Origin of the sequence: Cohnella baijiui, from assembly GCF_020731285.1 — a bacterium.
Lineage (GTDB): Bacteria > Bacillota > Bacilli > Paenibacillales > Paenibacillaceae > Cohnella.
The window spans coordinates 281,275-302,294 of sequence record NZ_JAJFOW010000004.1 but is presented as its reverse complement, the minus strand read 5'-3'; the positions used below and the strand labels follow the sequence as shown (position 1 = coordinate 302,294).

23 protein-coding genes are annotated in these 21,020 nt (G+C 60.1%); 14 read left to right on the top strand and 9 right to left on the bottom strand.

Annotated features, from left to right (window positions below; all coding sequences use genetic code 11):
- Positions 1-32 precede the first annotated feature (32 nt).
- Complete coding sequence (locus LKX83_RS06620) at positions 33-1,301, bottom strand: MFS transporter (RefSeq protein ID WP_227881379.1); 1,269 nt, start codon at positions 1,299-1,301, stop codon at positions 33-35.
- A 143-nt stretch (positions 1,302-1,444) separates the two neighbouring features.
- Between LKX83_RS06620 and LKX83_RS06615 the strand changes: the two genes are divergently transcribed.
- Entirely contained in the window at positions 1,445-2,050 is a 606-nt protein-coding gene (locus tag LKX83_RS06615) for a TetR/AcrR family transcriptional regulator (RefSeq protein ID WP_227881378.1), read from the top strand.
- Positions 2,051-2,155: 105 nt separating this feature from the next.
- Positions 2,156-2,260, top strand: coding sequence for a YjcZ family sporulation protein (locus tag LKX83_RS06610; RefSeq protein ID WP_227881377.1), 105 nt, complete (start codon positions 2,156-2,158; stop codon positions 2,258-2,260).
- A gap of 71 nt (positions 2,261-2,331) precedes the next feature.
- On the opposite strand, the gene pyrH is transcribed toward LKX83_RS06610, so the two are convergent.
- A complete protein-coding gene (gene pyrH / locus LKX83_RS06605) occupies positions 2,332-3,066 on the bottom strand; it encodes a UMP kinase (protein ID WP_227881376.1) in 735 nt (244 codons plus the stop codon).
- Positions 3,067-3,459: 393 nt separating this feature from the next.
- On the opposite strand from pyrH, the gene LKX83_RS06600 reads away from it, so the two are divergent.
- The 3 genes from LKX83_RS06600 to LKX83_RS06590 all read left to right on the top strand — a co-directional run bounded on the left by LKX83_RS06600 (position 3,460) and on the right by LKX83_RS06590 (position 4,768).
- Entirely contained in the window at positions 3,460-3,858 is a 399-nt protein-coding gene (locus LKX83_RS06600) for a hypothetical protein (protein ID WP_227881375.1), read from the top strand.
- A gap of 45 nt (positions 3,859-3,903) precedes the next feature.
- A complete protein-coding gene (locus LKX83_RS06595) occupies positions 3,904-4,194 on the top strand; it encodes a transporter (RefSeq protein WP_227881374.1) in 291 nt (96 codons plus the stop codon).
- 172 nt (positions 4,195-4,366) lie between these two features.
- Positions 4,367-4,768, top strand: a complete 402-nt coding sequence (locus tag LKX83_RS06590) for an MmcQ/YjbR family DNA-binding protein (RefSeq protein WP_227881373.1) — start codon at positions 4,367-4,369, stop codon at positions 4,766-4,768.
- Between the two features lie 4 nt (positions 4,769-4,772).
- Here the strand turns inward: LKX83_RS06590 and LKX83_RS06585 are convergent, their stop codons facing one another.
- Positions 4,773-5,492 (bottom strand): TetR/AcrR family transcriptional regulator C-terminal domain-containing protein, encoded by a 720-nt coding sequence (locus tag LKX83_RS06585; RefSeq protein WP_227881372.1) that lies wholly within the window; start codon positions 5,490-5,492, stop codon positions 4,773-4,775.
- Between the two features lie 103 nt (positions 5,493-5,595).
- On the opposite strand from LKX83_RS06585, the gene LKX83_RS06580 reads away from it, so the two are divergent.
- Positions 5,596-6,300, top strand: coding sequence for a DUF6022 family protein (locus LKX83_RS06580; RefSeq protein ID WP_227881371.1), 705 nt, complete (start codon positions 5,596-5,598; stop codon positions 6,298-6,300).
- A 111-nt stretch (positions 6,301-6,411) separates the two neighbouring features.
- Here the strand turns inward: LKX83_RS06580 and greA are convergent, their stop codons facing one another.
- Positions 6,412-6,888 (bottom strand): transcription elongation factor GreA, encoded by a 477-nt coding sequence (gene greA / locus LKX83_RS06575; RefSeq protein ID WP_227881370.1) that lies wholly within the window; start codon positions 6,886-6,888, stop codon positions 6,412-6,414.
- 459 nt (positions 6,889-7,347) lie between these two features.
- Positions 7,348-8,184, bottom strand: a complete 837-nt coding sequence (locus LKX83_RS06570) for a DUF92 domain-containing protein (RefSeq protein ID WP_227881369.1) — start codon at positions 8,182-8,184, stop codon at positions 7,348-7,350.
- 123 nt (positions 8,185-8,307) lie between these two features.
- Here LKX83_RS06570 and LKX83_RS06565 point away from each other — a divergent pair, with 123 nt between their 5' ends.
- The 3 genes from LKX83_RS06565 to LKX83_RS06555 all read left to right on the top strand — a co-directional run bounded on the left by LKX83_RS06565 (position 8,308) and on the right by LKX83_RS06555 (position 12,014).
- Positions 8,308-8,991 carry a response regulator transcription factor gene (locus LKX83_RS06565; protein WP_227881368.1) on the top strand — a complete coding sequence of 228 codons (684 nt, stop codon included), beginning with the start codon at positions 8,308-8,310 and terminating at the stop codon, positions 8,989-8,991.
- The gene (locus LKX83_RS06560; protein WP_227881367.1) at positions 8,984-10,348 is read left to right on the top strand and encodes a sensor histidine kinase; all 1,365 of its coding nucleotides are present in this window, start codon (positions 8,984-8,986) and stop codon (positions 10,346-10,348) included. The genes LKX83_RS06565 and LKX83_RS06560 overlap by 8 nt, the downstream gene beginning before the upstream one ends.
- Positions 10,349-10,445: 97 nt before the next feature.
- Positions 10,446-12,014, top strand: coding sequence for an alpha/beta fold hydrolase (locus LKX83_RS06555; protein WP_227881366.1), 1,569 nt, complete (start codon positions 10,446-10,448; stop codon positions 12,012-12,014).
- Between the two features lie 107 nt (positions 12,015-12,121).
- Here the strand turns inward: LKX83_RS06555 and LKX83_RS06550 are convergent, their stop codons facing one another.
- A complete protein-coding gene (locus tag LKX83_RS06550; protein ID WP_227881365.1) occupies positions 12,122-13,450 on the bottom strand; it encodes an APC family permease in 1,329 nt (442 codons plus the stop codon).
- A 236-nt stretch (positions 13,451-13,686) separates the two neighbouring features.
- On the opposite strand from LKX83_RS06550, the gene LKX83_RS06545 reads away from it, so the two are divergent.
- The 5 genes from LKX83_RS06545 (at position 13,687) to LKX83_RS06525 (ending at position 17,595) form a co-directional block, all read left to right on the top strand.
- The gene (locus LKX83_RS06545) at positions 13,687-13,983 is read left to right on the top strand and encodes a hypothetical protein (protein WP_227881364.1); all 297 of its coding nucleotides are present in this window, start codon (positions 13,687-13,689) and stop codon (positions 13,981-13,983) included.
- Complete coding sequence (locus LKX83_RS06540) at positions 13,980-14,630, top strand: DUF2306 domain-containing protein (protein ID WP_227881363.1); 651 nt, start codon at positions 13,980-13,982, stop codon at positions 14,628-14,630. The genes LKX83_RS06545 and LKX83_RS06540 overlap by 4 nt, the downstream gene beginning before the upstream one ends.
- A gap of 380 nt (positions 14,631-15,010) precedes the next feature.
- Positions 15,011-15,520, top strand: a complete 510-nt coding sequence (locus LKX83_RS06535; protein ID WP_227881417.1) for a hypothetical protein — start codon at positions 15,011-15,013, stop codon at positions 15,518-15,520.
- A gap of 154 nt (positions 15,521-15,674) precedes the next feature.
- Positions 15,675-16,100: a MarR family winged helix-turn-helix transcriptional regulator gene (locus LKX83_RS06530; protein WP_227881362.1), complete on the top strand. Its 426-nt coding sequence runs from the start codon at positions 15,675-15,677 to the stop codon at positions 16,098-16,100.
- A 214-nt stretch (positions 16,101-16,314) separates the two neighbouring features.
- Complete coding sequence (locus LKX83_RS06525) at positions 16,315-17,595, top strand: MFS transporter (protein WP_227881361.1); 1,281 nt, start codon at positions 16,315-16,317, stop codon at positions 17,593-17,595.
- A 100-nt stretch (positions 17,596-17,695) separates the two neighbouring features.
- On the opposite strand, the gene rlmN is transcribed toward LKX83_RS06525, so the two are convergent.
- From rlmN to LKX83_RS06510, 3 genes are all read right to left on the bottom strand, one after another.
- On the bottom strand, positions 17,696-18,775 hold the full coding sequence (rlmN, locus tag LKX83_RS06520; RefSeq protein ID WP_227881360.1) for a dual-specificity RNA methyltransferase RlmN: 1,080 nt from the start codon (positions 18,773-18,775) through the stop codon (positions 17,696-17,698).
- Between the two features lie 115 nt (positions 18,776-18,890).
- Positions 18,891-19,490, bottom strand: a complete 600-nt coding sequence (locus tag LKX83_RS06515) for an acyl-CoA-like ligand-binding transcription factor (protein WP_370639036.1) — start codon at positions 19,488-19,490, stop codon at positions 18,891-18,893.
- A gap of 14 nt (positions 19,491-19,504) precedes the next feature.
- Positions 19,505-21,019: an MFS transporter gene (locus LKX83_RS06510; RefSeq protein ID WP_227881359.1), complete on the bottom strand. Its 1,515-nt coding sequence runs from the start codon at positions 21,017-21,019 to the stop codon at positions 19,505-19,507.
- Between the last annotated feature and the right edge of the window lies 1 nt (position 21,020).

Genomic DNA, 21,020 nt, shown 5'->3' with positions numbered 1-21,020 from the left:
TTTGGTGTCGTTCCCGCGAGGTCCGTTCCGAATCATCCCGCATGTCCTGGCGTCTGAAACGGCAGGCGCGTCGCCGCGTTGCCGGAACGCAGGTGCAGCAGGAAGTAGCCTCCCGCCGCCGCGACGCACATCGCGATATCGGTCGCGATCAGCGCCTGGTAGCTGCCGAAGGCGTCGAACGCCATGCCTCCCGCCAATGCCCCGACGATGCCCCCGGCCTGGTGACACATAAGGAGATAGCCCACCTGCTTGCCCCGCTCCGCCGCTTCCTCGCCCGCGACCATGATGCCTCCGGGCACGGCGCCGAGATACGTGATGCCGAAGGCGACGGCGAAGCCCACAGGGGTAGCCGGCAAATGCAGATAGAGCAGCGCGAAGCCTGCCACGCGAATCCCGTACAGCAGCACGAGCGCCAGCCGCTTGCTCATCCCGTCCATCAGGAAGCCGAAAGCGAGCGAGCCCGCGATCTCCATGATCCCGAGGACGCTCATGGACAGGGCGATCATCCCCGGCAAGACCTTGGCCCCCTCGTGGATGGCCACGAGATTCATCTCGACCGTCCCCATGTTGAATCCGCAGGTGAACAAGCCGAAGCCGACGATCGCCATCGTCAGGCGCCATCGCTTGCGGGCGGCCGCGGAGCGGACGGCGGCGGCGCCAGCGGGCACAGAAGCGGACGTCTCGGCGTCTGCCGCCGCAGGTTCGCGGCCGGCACCGCCCTGCCGAGCCGGACGGACGAGAAAGCCGACCATCGGCAGCGTCACGAACAAGCCGAGCGACGCCGACAGGAGGAAAGCATCCTCCCAGGTCAGCGATCGGTTCCACACGAAGAGCGGCGTGCAGACGGCCAGCCCGATCGACGACGCACTCGACAGCAGCGCGCTCGCCTTGGCCCGGTGACGGTCGAACCAACCGAACAGGAGCATATAGGTGGCCGAGACGGAGATGCCGCCGAGTCCCGAGACGATCCCGTACCCGAGGAAGAAAAAGAAGGGCATGTGCCCGAAGTACACGATGCTCGTGCCGAGCAGACCGAACGTCGCGCTTGCCAAAATGACCCGTTTCGGACCGTAGCGGTCCGAAAGCCAGCCGCCGACGGGCGCGCAGACGGCCGCGATCAGCAAATTGGACGACCAGGCCAAAGAAATGAAGCTCCTGCCGGTCGCCAGATCCTCCGTGATCCGGCTCTGATAGTACGCCATAATAAACCGCGACAACGCCCCCACGAATCCGACGATCCACAGCACGCCCAATCCGATCCAGGCCTGCGCCCGTCCGGGGGTAGCGCCTTCTTCCCGCATGCCGTTAGCTCCTTCCCGCATTCCGTTTTTCATTTTGATACCAATCGGTCTCTTTTGATTGTAACAGAGTTTGCCGCGATTTCAACCGCGGATTTGATTTGCTATACTGGGCTTACGATAACGAGGAAAAGGCGGGGAGACCGATGACCAAAGGCGAACAGACGCGGGAGCGCATCATAGCCGAATCGGCGGAATTGTTCAACAGGCGGGGATACGCAGGCGCCTCCTTGTCGGATATTATCGAGCGGACGGGCATCCAGAAGGGCGGCATCTACCGCCACTTCGGGAGCAAAGACGAGATCGCCCTCGAAGCGTACGGCTATGCGACCGGCGTCGTCGGCGCGCGAATCCGCGAGACGATGGCGGAACGCGCCTCCGCCAGCGAGAAGCTGCTCGCCTACTTCGACGTCTACCGGGACGTGGCGGAAAGCCCCCCTTTCGCCGGGGGATGTCCGCTGCTCAATACGGCCGTCGAAAGCGACGACGGCCACCCCGCGCTGCGCGACCGGGCGCGGCAGAGCATGGCGAATACGCTGGAATCGATGAAGCGGATCATCGCCGAGGGCATCCGAAGCGGCGAATTCCGGCCGGATCTGGACGCGGACGCGCTGGCCGGCTTCGCCCTGGCGTCGATGGAGGGCAGCATTATGATGAGCAAGCTGGAGGGGAGCAATCGGCATATCCGAACCAATCGGGACAGCTTCGCGGCCTACCTGGAACGGTACTGCCGCCGTTCTTCCCAAACTTGATCGCGCACAATAGGCGGACGCACTGGCCGGACGATCGTACCTGCATATATTGAGGACGTGAAGTCGAACTTCGATCTCACAAATCCTTCACGGGTGGTGATCGCAGTGGGTTACGCTGGAAGTTGTGCAGGCTACGGCAGCGGCGCAGCATTCGTTCTGGTTCTGTTCGTCCTGCTTGTCATTATCCTTCGCGCCGGCATCTTCTATTAATCTTCCTAATCGCTCCACCCTGCCTGACCGACACGCGAATCGATCGCGCGTCGGTCTTTTTCTTGCGCGCGTTAGGCGAGCGGCGTCGCGTCGCTGCCGATGTAGGTCCCCGTCCGTCCGCCGTCGCAAATCTCGGCCATCGCGCCGGGCCGATCGAAGTTGAAGACGTGGATCGGCAGGTCGTAATCCCTGGCGAGGATGAAGGCGGATTGATCCATGACCCGCAGATCGCGCGCCAAGACATCGTTATAGCGCAGAGACTCGAACAGCCTGGCGTTCGGATCCCGCTTTGGATCGGCGCTGTAGACGCCGTCCACACCTTGCTTCGCGACCAGGAGCGCGTCACACCCGACTTCGATCGCCCGCTGGACGGACGGATAGTCGGTGGTGACGAAGGGCTGCCCGTTGCCGCCGGCGAAGATGACGATGTAGCCCTTCTCCAGATGATGCACCGCCCTCAGGCGGATATACGGCTCCGCGACCGAGGTAACGGGCAATGCCGTCATGACGCGGACCTCCTTGTCGGTTCTCGCCTTCAGCACGCCGCGCAGCATGAGGCTGTTGATCACGGTCGCCAGCGTCCCGATGTTGTCCGCCTCCGCCCTTTCGATCCCCCAGCTCTCCGCCATGTTCCCCCGAAAGATGTTGCCTCCCCCGATCACGACGGACACCTCGATGCCGCGGCCGGCGACGGACAGAATCTCGCTGGCGATATGCTCCAGCCTGCCCGGATCGAATCCGGATTCGTTCTCCCCCGCTACCGCGCCTCCGCTCAGCTTGACCAGCACTCTTTTGTAGGTTCTCAATTCCCGGCACCTCCGCTCCCAAGTAAAAACGGCTTTGCCGTCTTCCTAGACGGCGACACGTTTTGATCGTCGGTCATTCAGAAATGGAAAGACGTGAAAACTTTCATTCTGTATGACAAATAAAAAAGCGCCAAAGCCTAAAAGCTTCAGCGCCTCTGTATGAAACGGGAAAAGAAAAGAACGAGCGGTTCTCGTACGCGGTCCGATCTCGCGCTCATTCTCCATCCCTCCCTTACGATCTCAACCTATTCTATACGCTACGGAACGCAAAGGCAACGGGTCCGAAGACGCCGGGCGGCATACCCAGACAGCCGGGAGGGAAGGGCGTTCACCTATCGCTAGGCGTCTGCATAGGATGGCGTAGTTCGACACTCGCCTATGGGAGGTATTGCAATGAGTGAGATCCAAGCGGCCGAAGCCGGCCGTACGCTATACAAAGCGCATCCCAACACCGTGCAGTCCCTGCGCTCCCTCCGCGATCACTTGCACACCGTCTGCGGCCACTGCGGCGAGCGGGAGGTGCGGGTAGAGACGCTCGACGGGGACGTCTTCGAGGGGACGCTCACTCACGTGCATCGAGGGATCGTCTATCTGAGCGTAACGATCGAGCAGCACCAGCGCGCCTTCTTTCCCGGACCGGGATTCGGTCCGGGATTCGGTCCGGGATTTGGTCCGGGATTTGGCCCCGGATTCGGCCACGGCTTTGGCCCGGGCTTCGGGCCAGGCTTCGGCCCGGGCCGGTTCGTGCTGCCGCTCGTCCTGTTCGACCTGCTCGCAATCACGCTGATCTAACCGAGACGCGGCTGCAGTCCGCGCCTACCGAAAGGAGCCGACCTCATGGCCTTCATGCCGCCTCAAGGACCGCAAGGACCGATGCAGGCGCCCACTGCGCCACCCCCGCAGACCATCCCGCCCAAGCCGCTCACGTCCACCTTTGCGGTGGACCCCGGGGCGATCCGGGGGTGCCTGTTCCGCAACACGTACATCTGGCTGCGGAACGGCAGCAGCACCTGGTTCTACCCGGTGTTCGTCGGAAGGACTTCGGTCGCCGGCTTCCGCTGGACGGGGTTTTTCTGGACGTACACCGGGTACGACCTGCGGCAGATCGAATCGTTCACCTGCTTTTGATCCCGCACCCGGCAGGGCGCCGAAAGGCGCCCTTCGCCGCTGCGCTAAGGAGCGCCCGCCGCTCTTCGCCCCAAAGGCACCGGCCTTGACGAACAAGCCCCGATCCTCTTCTCTCCCGTTCGTTTATCCGCTATGCTGTAGGTATACCGCTTACGGAGATGAGGGAGATCTTATGGACAAGCCAATCAATGAAGCAGCGCCGGACGGAACGCCGATGAACCATCGGGACCTGATCGAGCTCGGGCTGTCTTATGCCGGGACGAGCCTGAAGTATCCGTTCGATCCGAAAATGCCGGTGCTGTTCGTCGGCAGCAAGATATTCGCGCTCCTCGGGAGCTGGCAGGAGGCGGAGAGCGTCAACCTCAAGACTTCGCCGGACGAAGCCTGGCTGCAGCGCGAGACGTATCCGGGCAGCGTCATCCCCGGCTATCATATGAACAAAAAGCATTGGAACACCGTCGTCCTGGACGGGACCGTACCCGCTCCCGTCGTGGCCGAGATGCTCGAGGCGTCGTATCGACTCGTCCACGCCAAGCTGACGAAGGCGGAACGGCTCAACCTCTCGCGGTCTTAAAGCGCTAGGCTTCGTCCGACGGGCGCTGTGCCGCGAAGCCGTCCAGGAGCACGCGGAGGCCGAACCGAAACTCCGCCTCCCCGTCCGATTCGGCCGTATGGGCCGCTAGACGGATCACGTGCGGGAACGTTTCCGGCGGCAGCTCGCGGTAGAACCGGGTGTAGGCTTCGCCAAGCCGGGCCGCTGCGTCCTCACCTTTCCCGGCGAACGCCCGAAGCCGCAGCTCCTCCGCCACGAAGCTCAGCACGTAGTTTTTCAGCATGGAAGAGAGCCACGGAATCCACGGATCCGGGAAGCCGGCCTCGGCGAACATTCCGTATACCCGTTCGATCTCGGCGAGCCTGCCGTATCCCGCGGCCAAATGCGAATGAAAGATCTCCGGCGCGTCCCGGTAGCGCAAGAGCACCTGCCGAAAATACGCGCCCCATCCCTCCAGCCTTTCCCGCCAATTTCCCTGCGGCGCAAACGCCCCCAGCTCGGCGCTGATCCGGTCGGCGATCCAGGACAGCAGCTGGTCCTTGTCCTTTACATGGTAGTAGAGAGACGCCGTCTTGACCTGCAGCGCGTCCGCGACCTTCCGCATGCTGAGCGCCTTCAACCCTTCCTCTTGCAGCAGTTGCAGCGCCGTATGCAGGATTCGCGTCCGGTCGAGCGGGATGTGCAGCGCTTCTTCCCCTACCGCCACCGGCGCTTCCCGCGCAGGGCGAACTCTTCTCCTGGCCAACGTCGAACCTCTCCTTTCTCTTGACAAGTATAGCATGACGTTTTATTCTAATGCCATTAGATTATTAATCTAATATCATTAGATTGTTGAGGAGCGATGAAACATGAACGTACAGCCCCATTCAACTGTCAGCGCCGGGCGCGGCGAATCCGCCATCTCCGGACTGGTCCGGCAAATGAACCGCCACCTGGCGGACGTCTGGGAACCGATCTGGCGCTCGCAGGAAGCGACGCTCGCCCAAATGTTCGCCGAATACGGAGACCGGGCTTATGGCGTCTATCTGCAGCATTTGATGGCCCCGATCGCGGAGCGTCTCCGCGAGGCCGACTACGTCATCCGCGCGGGCTTCAACCGGCACGAATCCGTCGAGAATTGGGGGCCGCCCGAGGAGCGGGAGCGGTGCTGCTGGTACGTCGTGAGGGACGAGTCGGATTGCGCGATCGGAACCGCCGTGCTCCGGTTTTTCCACTCGCACGTCTCGTTCCGCTTGCCCCAAGCCCCCGTCTTCCTCGCCCTGGAAGAGACCGAGCCGGCCGAAATCGAGGAAGCTTTGTCGTATGCGTGGGCGCGCATGGGCCGTCAAGGCGTCTCTTATCGGAGCTTTGACGAAGCACCTACGCAAGTCTGGGAGTACGGGACGGACGCCGGGCTTGCCGATTACCTGAATGCGCCGCCCGGACTGCGCCAGACCGGAACCGGCCACATCGATCAAGCGCTAGCGCTTTGGGGGCGCAACGGGTGGGAGCTCGTAACGGTGCTGGCGCACGGCGACCGCCTGGTCGGCTACTTCAAACGTCCGGCGAGGTGAGCGCCTGGATCCCGTTGCGCCGCCGCCCCATGCGGAAGGGCCGCCCCGATGCCGCAACGGCAATCGGAAACGGCCCCTGATTGGAGTGCACGCTATTTCATTTCGGCAAACTCAGACGGTCTTGATCTCCAGCAACTCGTACTCGATGATCCCCATTGGCGCATCCACCTGGATCAATTCGCCGACCGACCGTCCCATGAGCGCCTTGCCCATCGGACTTTCGTAAGAGATCTTGTTTTCGGCCACGTTGGCTTCGGCTCCGCCAACGACGCGGTACTCGATCTTCTCCCCGAGCTCGACGTCGTTCAGGACGACGACGGATCCCACCTGGACGATCGAGGCGTCTTCGCTCTTGACGATTCGCGCCCGCTTCAGCATTTTCTCGATCTGGAGGATGCGCGTCTCCATGAACGCCTGATCGTCCTTCGCCGAATGGTATTCGCTGTTTTCCTTCAAATCCCCGTAGCTGATCGCCGTCTTGATCCGGCTGGCCAACTCCTTGCGCTTGACCGTCTTCAGCTCCTCCAGCTCCCGCTCGAGGCTCGCGAACCCTTCCGGGGTCAGAATCACTTCTTCTTCGCTGGACATGTTGGACACTCCCGATTCCTTATTTGTACTAGACTCCGCCAAATCGTCTCCTTCCATTCTACAGGATCTCGATTCGCATTGCGAAAAGGGTGAAAATGCCTGCGCATTTCGATTTTATCATGTTTTGCCAACTTGCTTCTTCCTACGTCGTCTAATGAACAGATCGAATTTGAACGCCGGAGGGCGTCGCAAACTGTACGCCTATTCGGAGAAAGACGCCGGCGCCTCCGAAGTTGGGTAGTATCAACTACGCTGGTACTACCCCAAAATCCACGTCCAAACCACGAACTTGTACTTTTACATATCGATTTGAAGGAAAGAGATCCAGGAAGCTCGCCTTCCACGAAGAAGGACCTCCCCTAGGAATGTATAAATCATCAGCATCTTCAGCTGAAGGCAAGATTAGAGTAGATGCAAAAATAGATGATGCCGCTCGGCATGCGCCATTAATAAGCGAAGCTACCCTAAGCCAAGCGCCAGTGCCAATAAGACGGCGAACGCGCCGCCAACAAGCGAGCCGGCGACGTTGACGGCATCGTTGTTCCAGCCGGCGCGGCCTTGGATTAGCAGGGCTGGCTTGCCGCAGTGGCGGGCCTGCTCGATTTCGCGGCCGCATTCGACGCAGCGGTACATAAGCTGCCATGTCGCGCCGATCCACGAATCGGCAAGCGATCCGATGAGGCCGGCCAGACCGGCTATGCCGACCCAGGCGATCAGCCTGAGCGGTGCTGCGACCGCATCCGGCGCGGTTTGGCCGGACACCGCAAGCAGCAGCGTCCATGCTACGGCGCCGATAAACAAGCCTCCGGCCAGCGAAGCGCCCAGGCCAAGAGCGGAAACGCCACCGGACGTGCCGGGCGTTACGCGGTGCCCCGTCTTGATCGATCTCGGCGGCGTCCGGCTCAAACCGCCGATTTCCGTAGCCCACGTATCGGCCGTGACCGCCGCCATGACGCCGAGAAAGGCATACCACCAAAGAAGATGCGGCCACATCGAATTTGCCGCGCATAACAGCAGCCCTAGCCCCCCGTTTGCGAGCACCTGACCGGCATCGCGCCTTCCGGTTTTCTCATAACCGCTCTCGACGTTTTCCTTTGCGTGCTTCTTCCACTTGGACCATAACGTGGATGAAATAAAAAAAGCGATGAGCGAGCCGAACCAGACCGCGCTTCCAAGCGCGTACATTACCGTACCCAGTATCACCGCCGCCAGAAATCCTGAGCCGGACAGAGCCCGTTTTGTGTAAGCCGCTCCCGCGATTGACGTGCTGCCGACCAGTCCGATGAACCACTCCACTTTTTTCTGCCCCCTTCGATCCCCCCCCTATTATACTCAACGCAGGCAGGGAACGGATCATCATTACCGAATACAACTTCATGGAGGGTAAAGGCTTAACGAACGGCAGAAAGGAGTGTGCGGATGGCTAAAATCATGGTTGTAGACGACGATGCACATATTCGGCAGTTGGTCCGGTTGTATTTGGAAGACGAAGGCATGGAAGTTGTCGAAAAATCCAATGGGGAAGAGGCTTGGGACGAAGAAGCCCTTCCCTCTGTCGATCTGTTCGTGCTTGATGTGATGATGCCGAATATGGATGGGTGGGAGATGTGCCGGAAGCTGCGAAAGCAAGGAAACAAACCCGTATTGATGCTTACCGCCAAAAGTGAACCGTCGGATAAAATCAAAGGCTTTCAGCTCGGAACCGACGATTACCTGGTCAAGCCGTTCGATCCGATGGAACTGGTTATGCGCGTGAAGGCGCTTTTGAAACGATACCGAATTTCCATCTCTCAAGAAATTCAATTGGGCGGGATCGTGATCGACAAAAGCAGCTATACGGTATTGTTCAAAAAAGGAGAAGACATGGTAACGCTGCCACTGAAAGAGTTTGAGCTGCTGTACCTGTTGGCCAGTTATCCCGGACGGCTCTTCACCCGAAATATGTTGATCGAGCATATTTGGGGTTATCGATATGAGGGGGACTCACGGACGGTGGATACCCATATCAAACGTTTGAGAGATCGGTTTGCCGGCTATTCGCACCAATTCCGTATCATTACGCTCCGCGGTCTGGGGTATCGTTTGGAGATCGTTCATGACTAGAACGCTTTATTTTCGCATCCTTTTCATCTTCCTTGGCATCGTGGCGATCAGCTTGTCGATTTCTTTCTTCATCACGGGCCGTATCTTTTCGGAACGAATGAATGCCAGTACGGTGGATGAAATGATCGCCGGCGGCAATGACATCATTCATAGTTATGAGAAAATAGCGCCTGGCGATGAGGAGGCGGTGTTGAACGGGGCAGAGGCCCTGGCAAACTACGCTCTTCGGCTCTATGACGCACAGGGAAAGCTGCTGTACGATAGCCGTCCGAATGCGGTGCACTCGGATGAGAACGCGATTCGCCAGGTGCTGAGCGGTGAGAGGTTTGTCAGACAAACGAGTGGGAAGCCGGACGAGATGACGGTCGGATTGCCGTTTGCGATGGATGATCGTCCCTATGCCTTATTTATTTCTCCGATGTTTGAGCAACGGGCCGGCCTTTTTATCCGCTATCTGGGTCTGGAGCTTTTGCTGGTATTACTGCTTTCAGGTTTTCTCGTCACGATCGCCGCCTACTATATCGTCAAACCTGTTCGGAATTTGACAAGCGCAGTCCGGAAAATCGCCCATGGCGACTTTCGAGTTATATTAAATCCAAGGCGCAAGGACGAGATCGGGGAGCTGACGGCTAACGTCGTGATCATGGCCCGCGAGCTGGAAACGCTCGAGCAGAGCAGGCGGCAGTTCGTCTCCAACGTTTCCCACGAAATTCAGTCTCCGCTCACATCCATCAAAGGATTTATTCAGGCGCTGAAACATAAAAAAATGGACGAACCCAGGCGGCAGCAGCTGCTCGCCATTGTTGAAGAGGAGAGTGAACGGCTTTCCCGATTAAGCAGCGAATTGCTGCAATTGTCGTTCCTCGAGCATGAACATACCGAACTGAATGTGCAGCAGGTTCAATTGGACGAACAAATTCGGAAAGTGGTCATCGCTCTCGAGCCGCAATGGTCGTCAAAACAGATTGAAATGGAGCTCGATCTGCCGGAAATCGCACTGGCGGCAGACGAGGACAAGCTTGCCCAAGTATGGATGAACCTGCTCGGCAATGCCATTAAATTTACCGGCGAAGGCGGCAAAGTCCGGATAGAAGGGAAGCGAAACGGGCAACGTCTGGAGATCGTCGTTCAGGATAACGGCATCGGCATCCCGGAAGAAGAATGTAAACGCATATTCGAGCCCTTCTACAAGGCGGACAAGTCAAGGAACCGTCAAATCGCCGGAAACGGAATCGGTTTGTCGATCGCTCGGCGCATCATCGACCTTCATCATGGCGGAATCGAGGTGAACAGCAGACAGGGGAATGGAACGGCATTCACCGTCTCGCTACCTCTTGCTCAATCGGATCATTTGTAACCCGCCGTTCACATCGGCGACAATTAGCCCCGGTATACTTTCGTTCAGAAACAACGAGACTTCGACAATTTCGAATCTGACGAAGGGGGGCAATGGGATGGTTGAACTTCTGTATGGCATGGATCTCCCCCTATTGGTTGTGATGCTTATTCTTTGGGGAGGAGCGGGCATCGCGGCGGGTCAGCTTGTCTACGTCGTTGCGCCGGATCGTTTGCGTCGTCAGGCAGGAGCGATACGGACGGTCTCTTATTTGGCCATGGGACTTGCTGTAATCTGCATGGCCGTGCTGGCAGCCGATTTGAGCTGGTATTCGGATCCGGATGAAATGGGGCTCCATTTGGCGCTACTTCTTGTCCCTGCGGTATTCACGGTGTTGTTTTCGTTTCCGAAGCTCTCCAAAGTCAGACGTGCGGCGTCTACTCCATTAGAAGCTGATCCCAAGGGACGGGATCTTCGTCTTCTATGCGCCGATCCATGGATGATCGTTCCGATGCAGGCTGCTGCCTGCTGTACAGGGTTAAGCCTATATTATCTGCTTGTTCCGCATGCCCGCCTAAAGGCGAGTAACCTCGTTTTTCCGCTTGCGATCCTCATCATGCTGACGGTCGTATTGGGCTATCGCTGGTATCGGCGCCAGCAAGCGTATACCGGGCCGGACGCCCGCCTGCCGAACCGTCAGCGCCATATCGCTGAAATGGCGATCGGTTTGTCCCTGTTTCTCGTTTGGATCATCGCAACAGTCGGACTCACGAATATGACATCGGGAGAGACCAATCGACCAGAGGGGGAAGAACACGTGCAATCGGTCCCGTCAAGACAATCCGAGGTTCATACGGGCAGAGTGACGACGGAAGGCGATGAAATTTATTATGAAGTCCGCGGACAAGGAAAACCGCTATTAATGATTTCAGGCGGCGGCGGGGATGCCGGTTTCTATTCTCTTGCAGCCGACATTCTGTCCGATGAATACCAGGTCATCACCTATGATCGCCGCGGCAATTCCCGCAGTACGAGGAACGATCCGCAAAATTTCGAAATCAGTCAACAGGCGCGCGACGCCGTTGCCGTACTGAAGGCCGCCGGTCATACTTCCGCCTATGTGTTCGGCAATAGCGGAGGAGCCATCATCGCTCTCGAGATGGCAACCAGCCAGCCTGAGGCGGTTAAAGCGGTCATCGCTCATGAACCGCCGGTGCTTCGGGTGCTCCCGGATAGCGAGAAGTGGCTTCGTTTCTTTGCCGATCTATACCGGACGGCCTACAAATACGGCACCACGGTCGCGAATCTCAAATTTTCTCTTTCCCTTTCGATTCCGCTGCGTGCGTATTCGAGCATTCCCGGCGATTTCTCCAAGCGGTCGAGCCAAAATCAACAATTCTTTATGAAACAGGAGATGTTGCCTTTCTCCGGCTACCAACCCGATGTAGAGACTATTAAGCGCAACGGAGTCAAAGTCTTTATGGCCGCCGGCAAGATGACGCTGGACAAAAAGAAATACTACGGCCGAACGGCTGCCATCCTAGCGGATAGGCTGGGTACCGACACGATTCGGTTTCCAGGACATCATCTTTCCTATTTCGACATGCCGGAGGAGTGGGCTGCCGTGCTTCGCGATACGCTGCATAAGGCGGCCAGCGAGGTTAATGAAAGGTTCTTCGATCAATGAAGATAACGATGATGGACTAATTCTCAAGTTTAACGAATTAATCAACAAATATCCAATTTAATCCACGTGTTTGCCCCTGGTGTCAGCTACGCTGGTACTACCCCAAGTTACGAAGGTGGAGCGGAAAGATCTTGCGGCGCGGGCTCGCTTGGGACCGGCTCCGCCGGAATGCCGGCGGGCCAGCGGCGCTGCCAGACATAGACGATCGCCGCGATGGCGAGCGGATAGAGAGCCGACCAGCCGAGGAAGGGATACAGGCCCAGCGTGAGCAGCAGCGACACCCACGCCGCCGCGCGACCGATGCCGGAGCCCCGCAGGAGGCGCACGCCGGCGAGGCAGCCGCCGATATAGGTGGCAATAAAGGTGGCGTTGGGCAGCTCGATGAGCTGCGCCAGCGAGACGACGCGGCTGTACAGCACCGCGAGCGCGAGCGCGCTGCCGGCTGCAAGGAAGGCGAGCCCGCCGATCGGCGTGCCGTACTTGCGGTGCAGCGTGCCGAACCAGCGGGGCGCGGCGCCCGCTTGGGCGAGCGCGTAGGCGATGCGCGCCGCGGCGCTGGCGTAGGCGTTGTGGGCGGCGAAGCAGATGAACAGCGCAGCCGCCGCGACAACCCAGCCGCCGGCGGGGCCCAGCGTGAGCTGGACCATCACGCTGAGCGAGGCGGCCGACCGGCCGCCGCCGTAGCTGTGCGTGGCGACCGTCATGAACGCCACCGCAAAGTAGATCAGGGCGACGACGCCGGCGCTCCAGAGGACGCCCCGGATCGCGTTGCGCTGCGGATCGACGAACTCCGCCGACAAATGGGTGACGGCTTCCCAGCCGATGAAGCACCAGAACATCAAGCCGGCAGCCTTGAGCAGGCTGAAGCTTCCGTGTGGCAGGAAAGGCGTGAAATTGCTCGCGTCATAGTGCGGAATCGCCGTGCCGATCGCCAGCAGCAGAATCGCCAGAATCAGCGCGATCACGATCGTCTGCACGCTCCCCGCGAGGCGAAGGCCGAAGACGTTCATGACGAACGGGACGACCATGATCAAGGCCGCCAGCACGTGCACCTGGCCGTCACCCCAATGCAGCAGCACGCCGACGTATTGCGCGCCAGTCACCGCTACGATAGGGCCGCCGATCGGTACGGAGAGCAGGAAAAACCAGCCGACGAGGTGGCCGAAGCGAGCCCCGTAGGCGAGCTGGACAAAGTGGGCGACGCCGCCCGCGCTCGGATATTTGGCCGCGAGCAGCCCCATCGTGATCGCCATCGGGACGACGAGGATGGACATCGCCAGCCAGGCGAGCACGGCGCCGGGCCCGGCGATTTCGGCCGTCAGGCCGGGTACAAGCAGGATGCCGGAGCCGATGACGGAGCCGATGTAGAGCGCGACGATCTGCGGCAGCGACAGCACCTCGCGCAGACCGGGTTGGACGGAAGCGGATTTGGACATAACGGAAAACCCCTTGCTTGGAATAATCGATATCGTAGTCTCACCTTATCCGAAAACGGATCCTCGAAAAAGAGTCCTTTTTGGCGTGGCGATTTCCTCTTATTCGCGGGCTCCGCTTGCCATCCTGCAAGCCCCGCCCCTTGTTTATACTTTTTTTAGCTCGCATGTTAGCCGCCGTTTAGAAATGGACGCTACGATAAAAGGGATGAGCGATTGCATGCAAGGAGGTATGAACAATGGAGCAAAATTCGAAGAACCCGTCGCCATGGACGAAGACTCCGCTTGCCGACGAGGCACGTGCGGCGGCGTTTCCGCATTTCAAGATGGGGTTGCTGGATTGGCGCAACGCGGACATCCGGCTCGTCGGCGACATCGTCCGGCAACAGCCGGAAACGGTCATTGACGTCCAGTCGGCATTCGAGGGGCCGGATACGGATAGTCGCCTCGGTCCAGACGGCATCCATCCTTCAATCGAAGGGCATTACTCCATCGCGAGACAAGCGGTAGCCCGGCTAGCCGGCGGTGCGTCGTGACCCGCGCCAAGCGCAAGCTGCGGCCTGGCCTCGTTATCGCCTTCGTGCTGTTCGCGGGAGCAACGGGCTTTGCCGTAGGGCCGTATTTCCTGCTGGATCCCAGCTTGGGAAGGGTCGATCTCGACCCTGCCTTCCCGATGCACTTTCCGCTGCTGCTTGTCCATATCTTCGCTTCGTTTCTGGCGCTGGCGGTCGGCTGGCTGCAGTTCCTGCCCGCTCTGAGGCGCAGCCGCCCGGGACTGCACCGGCTCGTCGGACGCCTCTACCTGATCTGCATCGCGGTGGGCGGAGGTACGGCGATCGTCGTGGGGGCGTACACCGACAGCTTTATCCGCCAGATGGCGTTTCTGGTCCTCGTCGCTTTGTGGTTCTACACGACCGGGCGCGGCTACGCCGCCATCCGGCGCAAGCAACATGCGGCGCACGGCCTCTGGATGCTGCGCAGCTACGCGGTGACGCTGGTCGCAGCGACCGCTCGGATCGTAACGCCCTTCTGCATCGCGATCTACGCGGCCACCCATGGTGGACTGCCGCCGGGCGGCGTCCGGTCCGTCGTCTCGCTCATGCTCGACTTCAACATCTGGCTGGCGCTGCTCATCAACCTGCTCGCCGTGGAATGGGTCATCGCGAAAAGGCTGCTCCGGTGAGCAGCCTCGTCCCCTTACTTTCTTCTCCCGACCCAAAAATCATCCAGAAGGACGAGCAGAAGTCCGGTTATCGTCAGTGCAAAAAAATGCTTGGCGGAAATATAGCCTATGGGATAGGCTACACCGGCAATGGTGCACGCGATGCCCAAATATCCCGCCCAACTCGGTCTACGAATCCGTTTCATATGTAAAATAATACCACACGAGTGCGCGAAGTCTATCCTAGATTACGCGTCCTTACCACATATTCTCCCATCCGTCAACCGCCTCGCGTCCGATCCGCCCCACGCCCCTTAGCGGAAGACGCTCGCCTCGTCAACTGATATGCTTTATGTAATGATGGCAACGGTTAACGGGAGGGAATTCCTTTGAATCTCAGTATGAGCCGCAATGTTTTGTTCGGCCCGATCCTGATTTTGCTGGGCGTCTTGATGTTCTCGCGCGGCGGGGCGGTGCATTGGGACACGGGCTCGGTTTTCGCTTATTTTTGGCCGAGCATGTTCGTTCTGCCGCTGGGCGTCTTTTTCCACTGGCTGTACTTTTCGCTCCTGCAGCAGCGGGGCGTCGGCGTGCTCGTCCCCGGCGGGATCCTGCTGACGGCGGGGCTCGTCTGCCAGGTAGCTATGCTGTTCGACAGCTGGTCGTTCATGTGGCCGGGCTTCATCTTCGCCGTCGCGGTCGGCTTGTTCGAGCTCTATTGGTTCGGTTCGCGGAACAAGTGGCTGCTCATCCCGATCAACATTTTGACGGTGCTGTCGGTGCTCTTTTTCGCGATCTTCTCGATCGGCGCCCTGTTCAGCAGCTTGCTGAACGGTCGTCCGATCCTCGCGCTCGCCTTGATCGCCGCCGGCGGGTTCGTGATGCTGTTCGGCCGGAAGAGATCGTTCTAGACCGTTGGCGAGTCCAACAGAATCGCGTATCGCGCAAACAGGCGCCCTTCGGGGCGCTTGTTCGTTTTCTGGCTTCCTAAATAAAAGCCATTGACATCGAGCAATCGCCCGTTTATATTCGTTGTACATACAAAATAAGAAGGAGGCATCGATCGTGGATGATCGCTTCCTGCATGAATGCATGTTTTTCACCGCCAATCGACTGGGCCGCGCCATCACCAAAATCGCCGAGGAAGAGTTCGCCCCGACCGGGCTCACGCCGATGTACGGCTACATTATCCGCCTCGTGAACAGCGAGCCCGGTATCGCCCAGAAGGTGCTGTCCGACAAGCTGAGCATCGCCCCTTCCACGCTCACGCGATTCATCGACAAGCTCGAAGCGAAGCGGCTCGTGGAACGGAAAGTGCACGGCAAAACCGTGCTGGTGTATCCGACCCCCAAGGGAGAGGAACTCTTGACGGAAATCCGCAGCGCCTCCAAGCGGCTGAAGGAGCGGTACGAGGCCGTGCTGAGCAAGGCATTTTCGGAGCAAATGAACGTGGATCTGAACGCGAGCAGTGAGTTGCTGGAAAAGGGTTAAGGGGCGAGCGAGGGGACTGACTGGGGCGGATGTTTGTCTGCGAAAATAGGGTACAAATTACTCCTTATTTCTCGGTGTCCGCACCCTACAGTAGGGAACAATTTGCCCCTTATTTCTCGGTGTCCGCTCCATGTAGGCGAGGGAACGTTACCACGCTCTCCATTTCCTCGAAAGTATATTGTATGTACAACTAAAATAAATGGAGTGGACCTACATGAACGAAACTAGCGCCGCCAAAAGCGGAAAATGGCATTATGCGTGGATTATGCTTCTCCTCACCTTCCTGACCCTGCTCGTCTCCGCCGGGATTCGCTCCATGCCGAGCATCCTGATGCTCCCGTTCGAGAAGGAGTTCGGCTGGGATCGGGGCGGCATTTCGAGCGTCGTCTCGGTCGGCATCTTCCTGTACGGCCTCGTCGGCCCCTTCTCCGCTGCGGTGCTGGAACGGTTCGGCATCCGAAAGGTTGTCGTCGTGTCACTGGCCGTGCTGGCCGCCAGTCTCGCGCTCACGCCGCTCATGACGGCGCTGTGGCAGTTCGAGCTCCTGTGGGGGCTCGTGTCCGGCCTCGCGACGGGGATGATGGCGAACGTGCTCGGCGTCACGGTGACAAATCATTGGTTCGCCAAACGCAAAGGCCTTGTCGTCGGACTGCTGACGGCAAGCGCCGCGACGGGTCAGCTGCTGTTTTTGCCGCTGCTTGCCCAAATCACGACGCAAGCCGGCTGGCGGTACGCCATTTATACGGCCGTCGTCGTCATCGTCGTCGTCCTTGTCGCCGTCGCGATTGGCATGCGCAATCATCCGTTTGACGTAGGGCTGCCCGCCTACGGCGAGGACCAGGTGACGAAGCCCGAGCCGTTTAAGGGCAGCATCTTTCTCGCGCCGCTGCTCGCTCTCCGTTCCGGGCTTGGGAACGTCACCTTCTGGCTGCTTGCGGGCACGTTTTTCTTCTGCGGGTTCTCGACCAACGGCCTGATCGGCACGCATCTCATCCCGGCCTGCGGCGATTACGGAATCGCCGAAGTTGCGGCTGCCGGCCTCCTCGCGCTGATGGGGCTGTTCGATCTCGTCGGCACGACGCTCTCCGGGTGGCTCTCGGACCGGTTCGACAGCCGTTGGCTGCTGTTCTGGTATTACGGTCTGCGCGGCCTATCGCTGATCTTCCTGCCTTTCGCGCTGAGTGCGGGACCGACGGCCCTGCTGGTGTTCAGCGTATTCTACGGGCTGGACTGGATCGCCACCGTGCCGCCCACGGTGAAGCTCGCCTCCCGGGAATTCGGCAAGGCCAAGTCCGGCATGATCTTCGGCTGGATCGTCGTCGCCCACCAGATCGGCGCTTCCGCCGCCGCCTACGGTGCGGGCGCGGTCAGACAGTGGCTCGGCGCTTATACCGTCCCCTTTGTGATCGCCGGCTTCGCCTGCTTCCTGGCTTCGCTCATGGCCATCCGCGTCGCCAAGATCGGCGCGGTCGCGCGCCAGCAGCTGCAAGCCTAAGGCGCCGGACCACCGCAACGCCTCGCCTGCACCTATCCCAAACAGCCCGACCGCGATGAATCGCGGCCGGGCTGTTTCGGTTAGATCGCATAAGGTCTGCTCAGGCGGTCGGCTGGGCGCGCTCGCCGCGGTTCATCTGCTTGCTCCGCAGCTGGCCGCAAGCGGCGTCGATGTCCGCCCCGTGCTCCAGCCGTACGCTGACGTTCACGCCTTGCTTTTTGAGCGTGTCGTAAAAGCCCATGATCGCAGCCTGCTCGCTGCGCTGATACTGGCTGTGCTCGTCGACTGGATTGTACGGTATCAGGTTCACCGTCGCGAGCTTGCGGCGATCCGCGATCAGCTCCGCCAGCTCCAGGGCATGCTCCTCGCGGTCGTTTACGTCCCGGAGCAGGATGTACTCGAGCGTGATCCGGCGCTTTGTCTTCTCCAAATAGTAATCGATGGCCGGCATGAGCTTCTCGATCGGGATCGCTCGGTTGATCTTCATGATCCTTGTCCGCAGCTCGTTGTTCGGCGCGTGCAGGGAAACGGCGAGGTTCACCGGCATCTCCGTGTCGGCGAACGTGCGGATCTTGTCCGCGAGGCCGCTCGTCGAGACGGTGATATGCCGCGGACCGATGGCCAAACCTTTGTGATCCGTAACGACACGCAAAAAGTCCATCAGGTTTGCAAAGTTGTCGAACGGTTCGCCGATCCCCATCACGACGATGTGGCTCACCTTTTCACCTTGACCGGCTCCGTCGAGATGGCGCTGCACGTTCATGATCTGTTCCGTAATTTCGCCTGCGGACAGATCGCGGCTCTTGGCGATAAGCCCGCTCGCGCAGAAGCTGCAGCCGATATTGCAGCCGACCTGGGTGGTCACGCAGACGGACAACCCGTATTTGTGTCGCATCAGAACCGTCTCGATCAAGTTGCCGTCCTGCAGCTTAAACAGAAATTTGACCGTCCCGTCCTTGGACTCCTGCCGCAGATGCTCGCTCTGGGTCCGAAGGACGAAGTGCTCGCTCAGCAAGGCGAGGCAGTCCGCGTTCGCCTCCGTCATCTCGGCCCAATCGCGGACTCGCTTGCGGTACAGTTCTTCCCAAACCTGCAGCGCCCGGGACTTTTTGTGCCCCCGCTCCGCCAGCCAGGCGGTCAGCTGCTCTAACGTCAATCCATAAATGGAGGGTGCGTTCATGAAAAAGACCTCTTCTCGTTCTATGTCAACGGACTGCAGCCGAATGGCCGCGTCCCTTATGCCATTTTAACACGAATCCGCCGCTTGGATTCAATCCGGCTTCGCCATTCGGTCCTCAAAGCGGCAATCCCCTCTCCAACAAGGACAAAGCCTCGTCCAGGACATCCAGAAATTCGGCTTCGGGCTTCATCGCATGGATGTTCATCACGGCAAATACGGCTCCCACGAAAGCGCCCGCGAACGTCTGCACGGCCAGATCGTCCTCCGACCGCCCGACGCGCTTGGCGGCCAGTTTGGCGAGCAAGACCATCGTTTCCGATATGTTGACCATCATCGCGGCTCTCAGCTCCGGAACCGTCAAGATCAGCTTGTTTCGCTCTCGGAGCGTCTCCAGTTCGTCGCCCGGGATATCGCGCAGCCCGGCGTGCATCGCATTGCGAACCGCTTGAAAGGGAGACAACTCGGGGGGTTGTTCCTCGAATGCTTCGATGAGCAGCGGGTCGTAGTTGTCCCGGACCACCACGTCTTCCTTGGTCGGAAAATAACGGAAAAACGTGCTCGGAGACACTTCCGCCGCTTCCGCGATCTGCTCCACGGTCGTCGCTTGATAGCCTTTTTCCCGGAAAAGGCGCATGGCGTGCTTTTGGATCGCCGCCATGGTCTTCATCTTCTTGCGCTCGCGCAAGCCCCGGGGCGCTTGAACCTCGGATGACAAACCCGCTCACTCCCTCATATCGTCATCTCCGTCTCCGCCGGCCGCTTCTTCGCGGCAAGCCGCGGCAAAAAGACGAGCGCCAGAACCATCCCCAGCGCGGCGACGGCTGCGCATACCCACAGCATCGCGTCCATCCCGTGCACGAAAGCCGAGCGAATCGATGCGAGCAGCGCCGGCGAATCAATCTGACGCGCCACGGCCGCTCCAGCGGACACGCTGCGGCGCACCGTCTCGGCAGCTTCGCCGGACAATCCGTCCATTACCAGTGTATCACGATATCCGTTGCTGAGCACGGTGCCGAGGACCGCGACGCCGATCGTCCCGCCCACCTGCCGCATCGCCATGATCAACGCGGACCCGACGCCGCTGCGTTCCCCGGACAGCGCGCCGATCGCCGCGTCCATCGCCGTAGGCAGCGTGAACCCGATGCCAAGTCCTACGACGCTGAGCCAAACGGCGGCGTAGCCATAGTTATGGTCCACATCTGTGAAAGCCCCCATCGACAGTCCCGCCGCCAGCAGGACGAAGCCGGCCGTCAGGATCGTTTTGGCGCCTCTGCGGGGGAGGAGCGGCTCGGCCGTCTTGGCCCCGACGAGCAGGCCGCCCATGATCGGCAGCAGTCGGAGCCCGGTCCCGAAGGCATCCGCCCCTTCGACGGCTTGGAAGTATTGCGGCGTGACGAACAGCAGCCCGAACATGGCGAAGGAAACCGCCGTGGCGAGCAGGGCGCCCCAGGTAAAGCTCTTGGACCGGAACAGCGAAAGCTCGATGAGCGGTTGGCGCACGCGGCGCTCCCACAGCCCGAACCCGATCAGCAGAACGACGCCTGCGAGCAGCGCGGAGAGCGCCAACCCGTCGCCCCACCCTTTTTCGCCGGCCTCGATCATGCCGTACGTGACGCAGACCAGTCCCAGACTGGATAGAGCGACGCCGCCGAAGTCGAGTCTCCGCTTGACGGCGCTGCGGGATTCGGGGAGCAGCACGGCCACGGCGACGAGCGCCACGGCGATGATCGGCAGGTTGATCAAAAAGACCGAGCCCCACCAGTAGTGATTCAGCAGCCAGCCGCCGATGACGGGACCGAGCGGGATGCCGATCGCGTTGGCCATCGTCCATATGCCGATCGCCTTCGGCCGCTCCGCCTCCGTGAACAGCACGGGGATGATCGCCATGGAAAGCGGCATCAAGAAGGCGGCGCCCAGTCCGAGAACGGCGCGGCCCGCGATCAGCATCGCCGCCGAATCGGCATAGGCGCAAGCGGCGGAGGCCGCGCCGAACAGGCAGAGCGCGACGATCAGCAGCTTCTTGCGTCCGAATCGGTCGCCGAGCAGGCCGGCCGGGAGTAGCGCCGCCGCCAGCACGAGATTGTAGGCGTCGGCGAACCATTGCAGCTCGCCGTTCGTAGCGTGCAGATCGGTGGCGAGCGTGGGCAGCGCCAGATTCAGCACCGTGAGATCGAGACCAACCGTAAGCAGGCAGAGCGCCAGCGCCGCGAGCACCCACCATTTGCGCTTGTTCGTTTGTTGCATG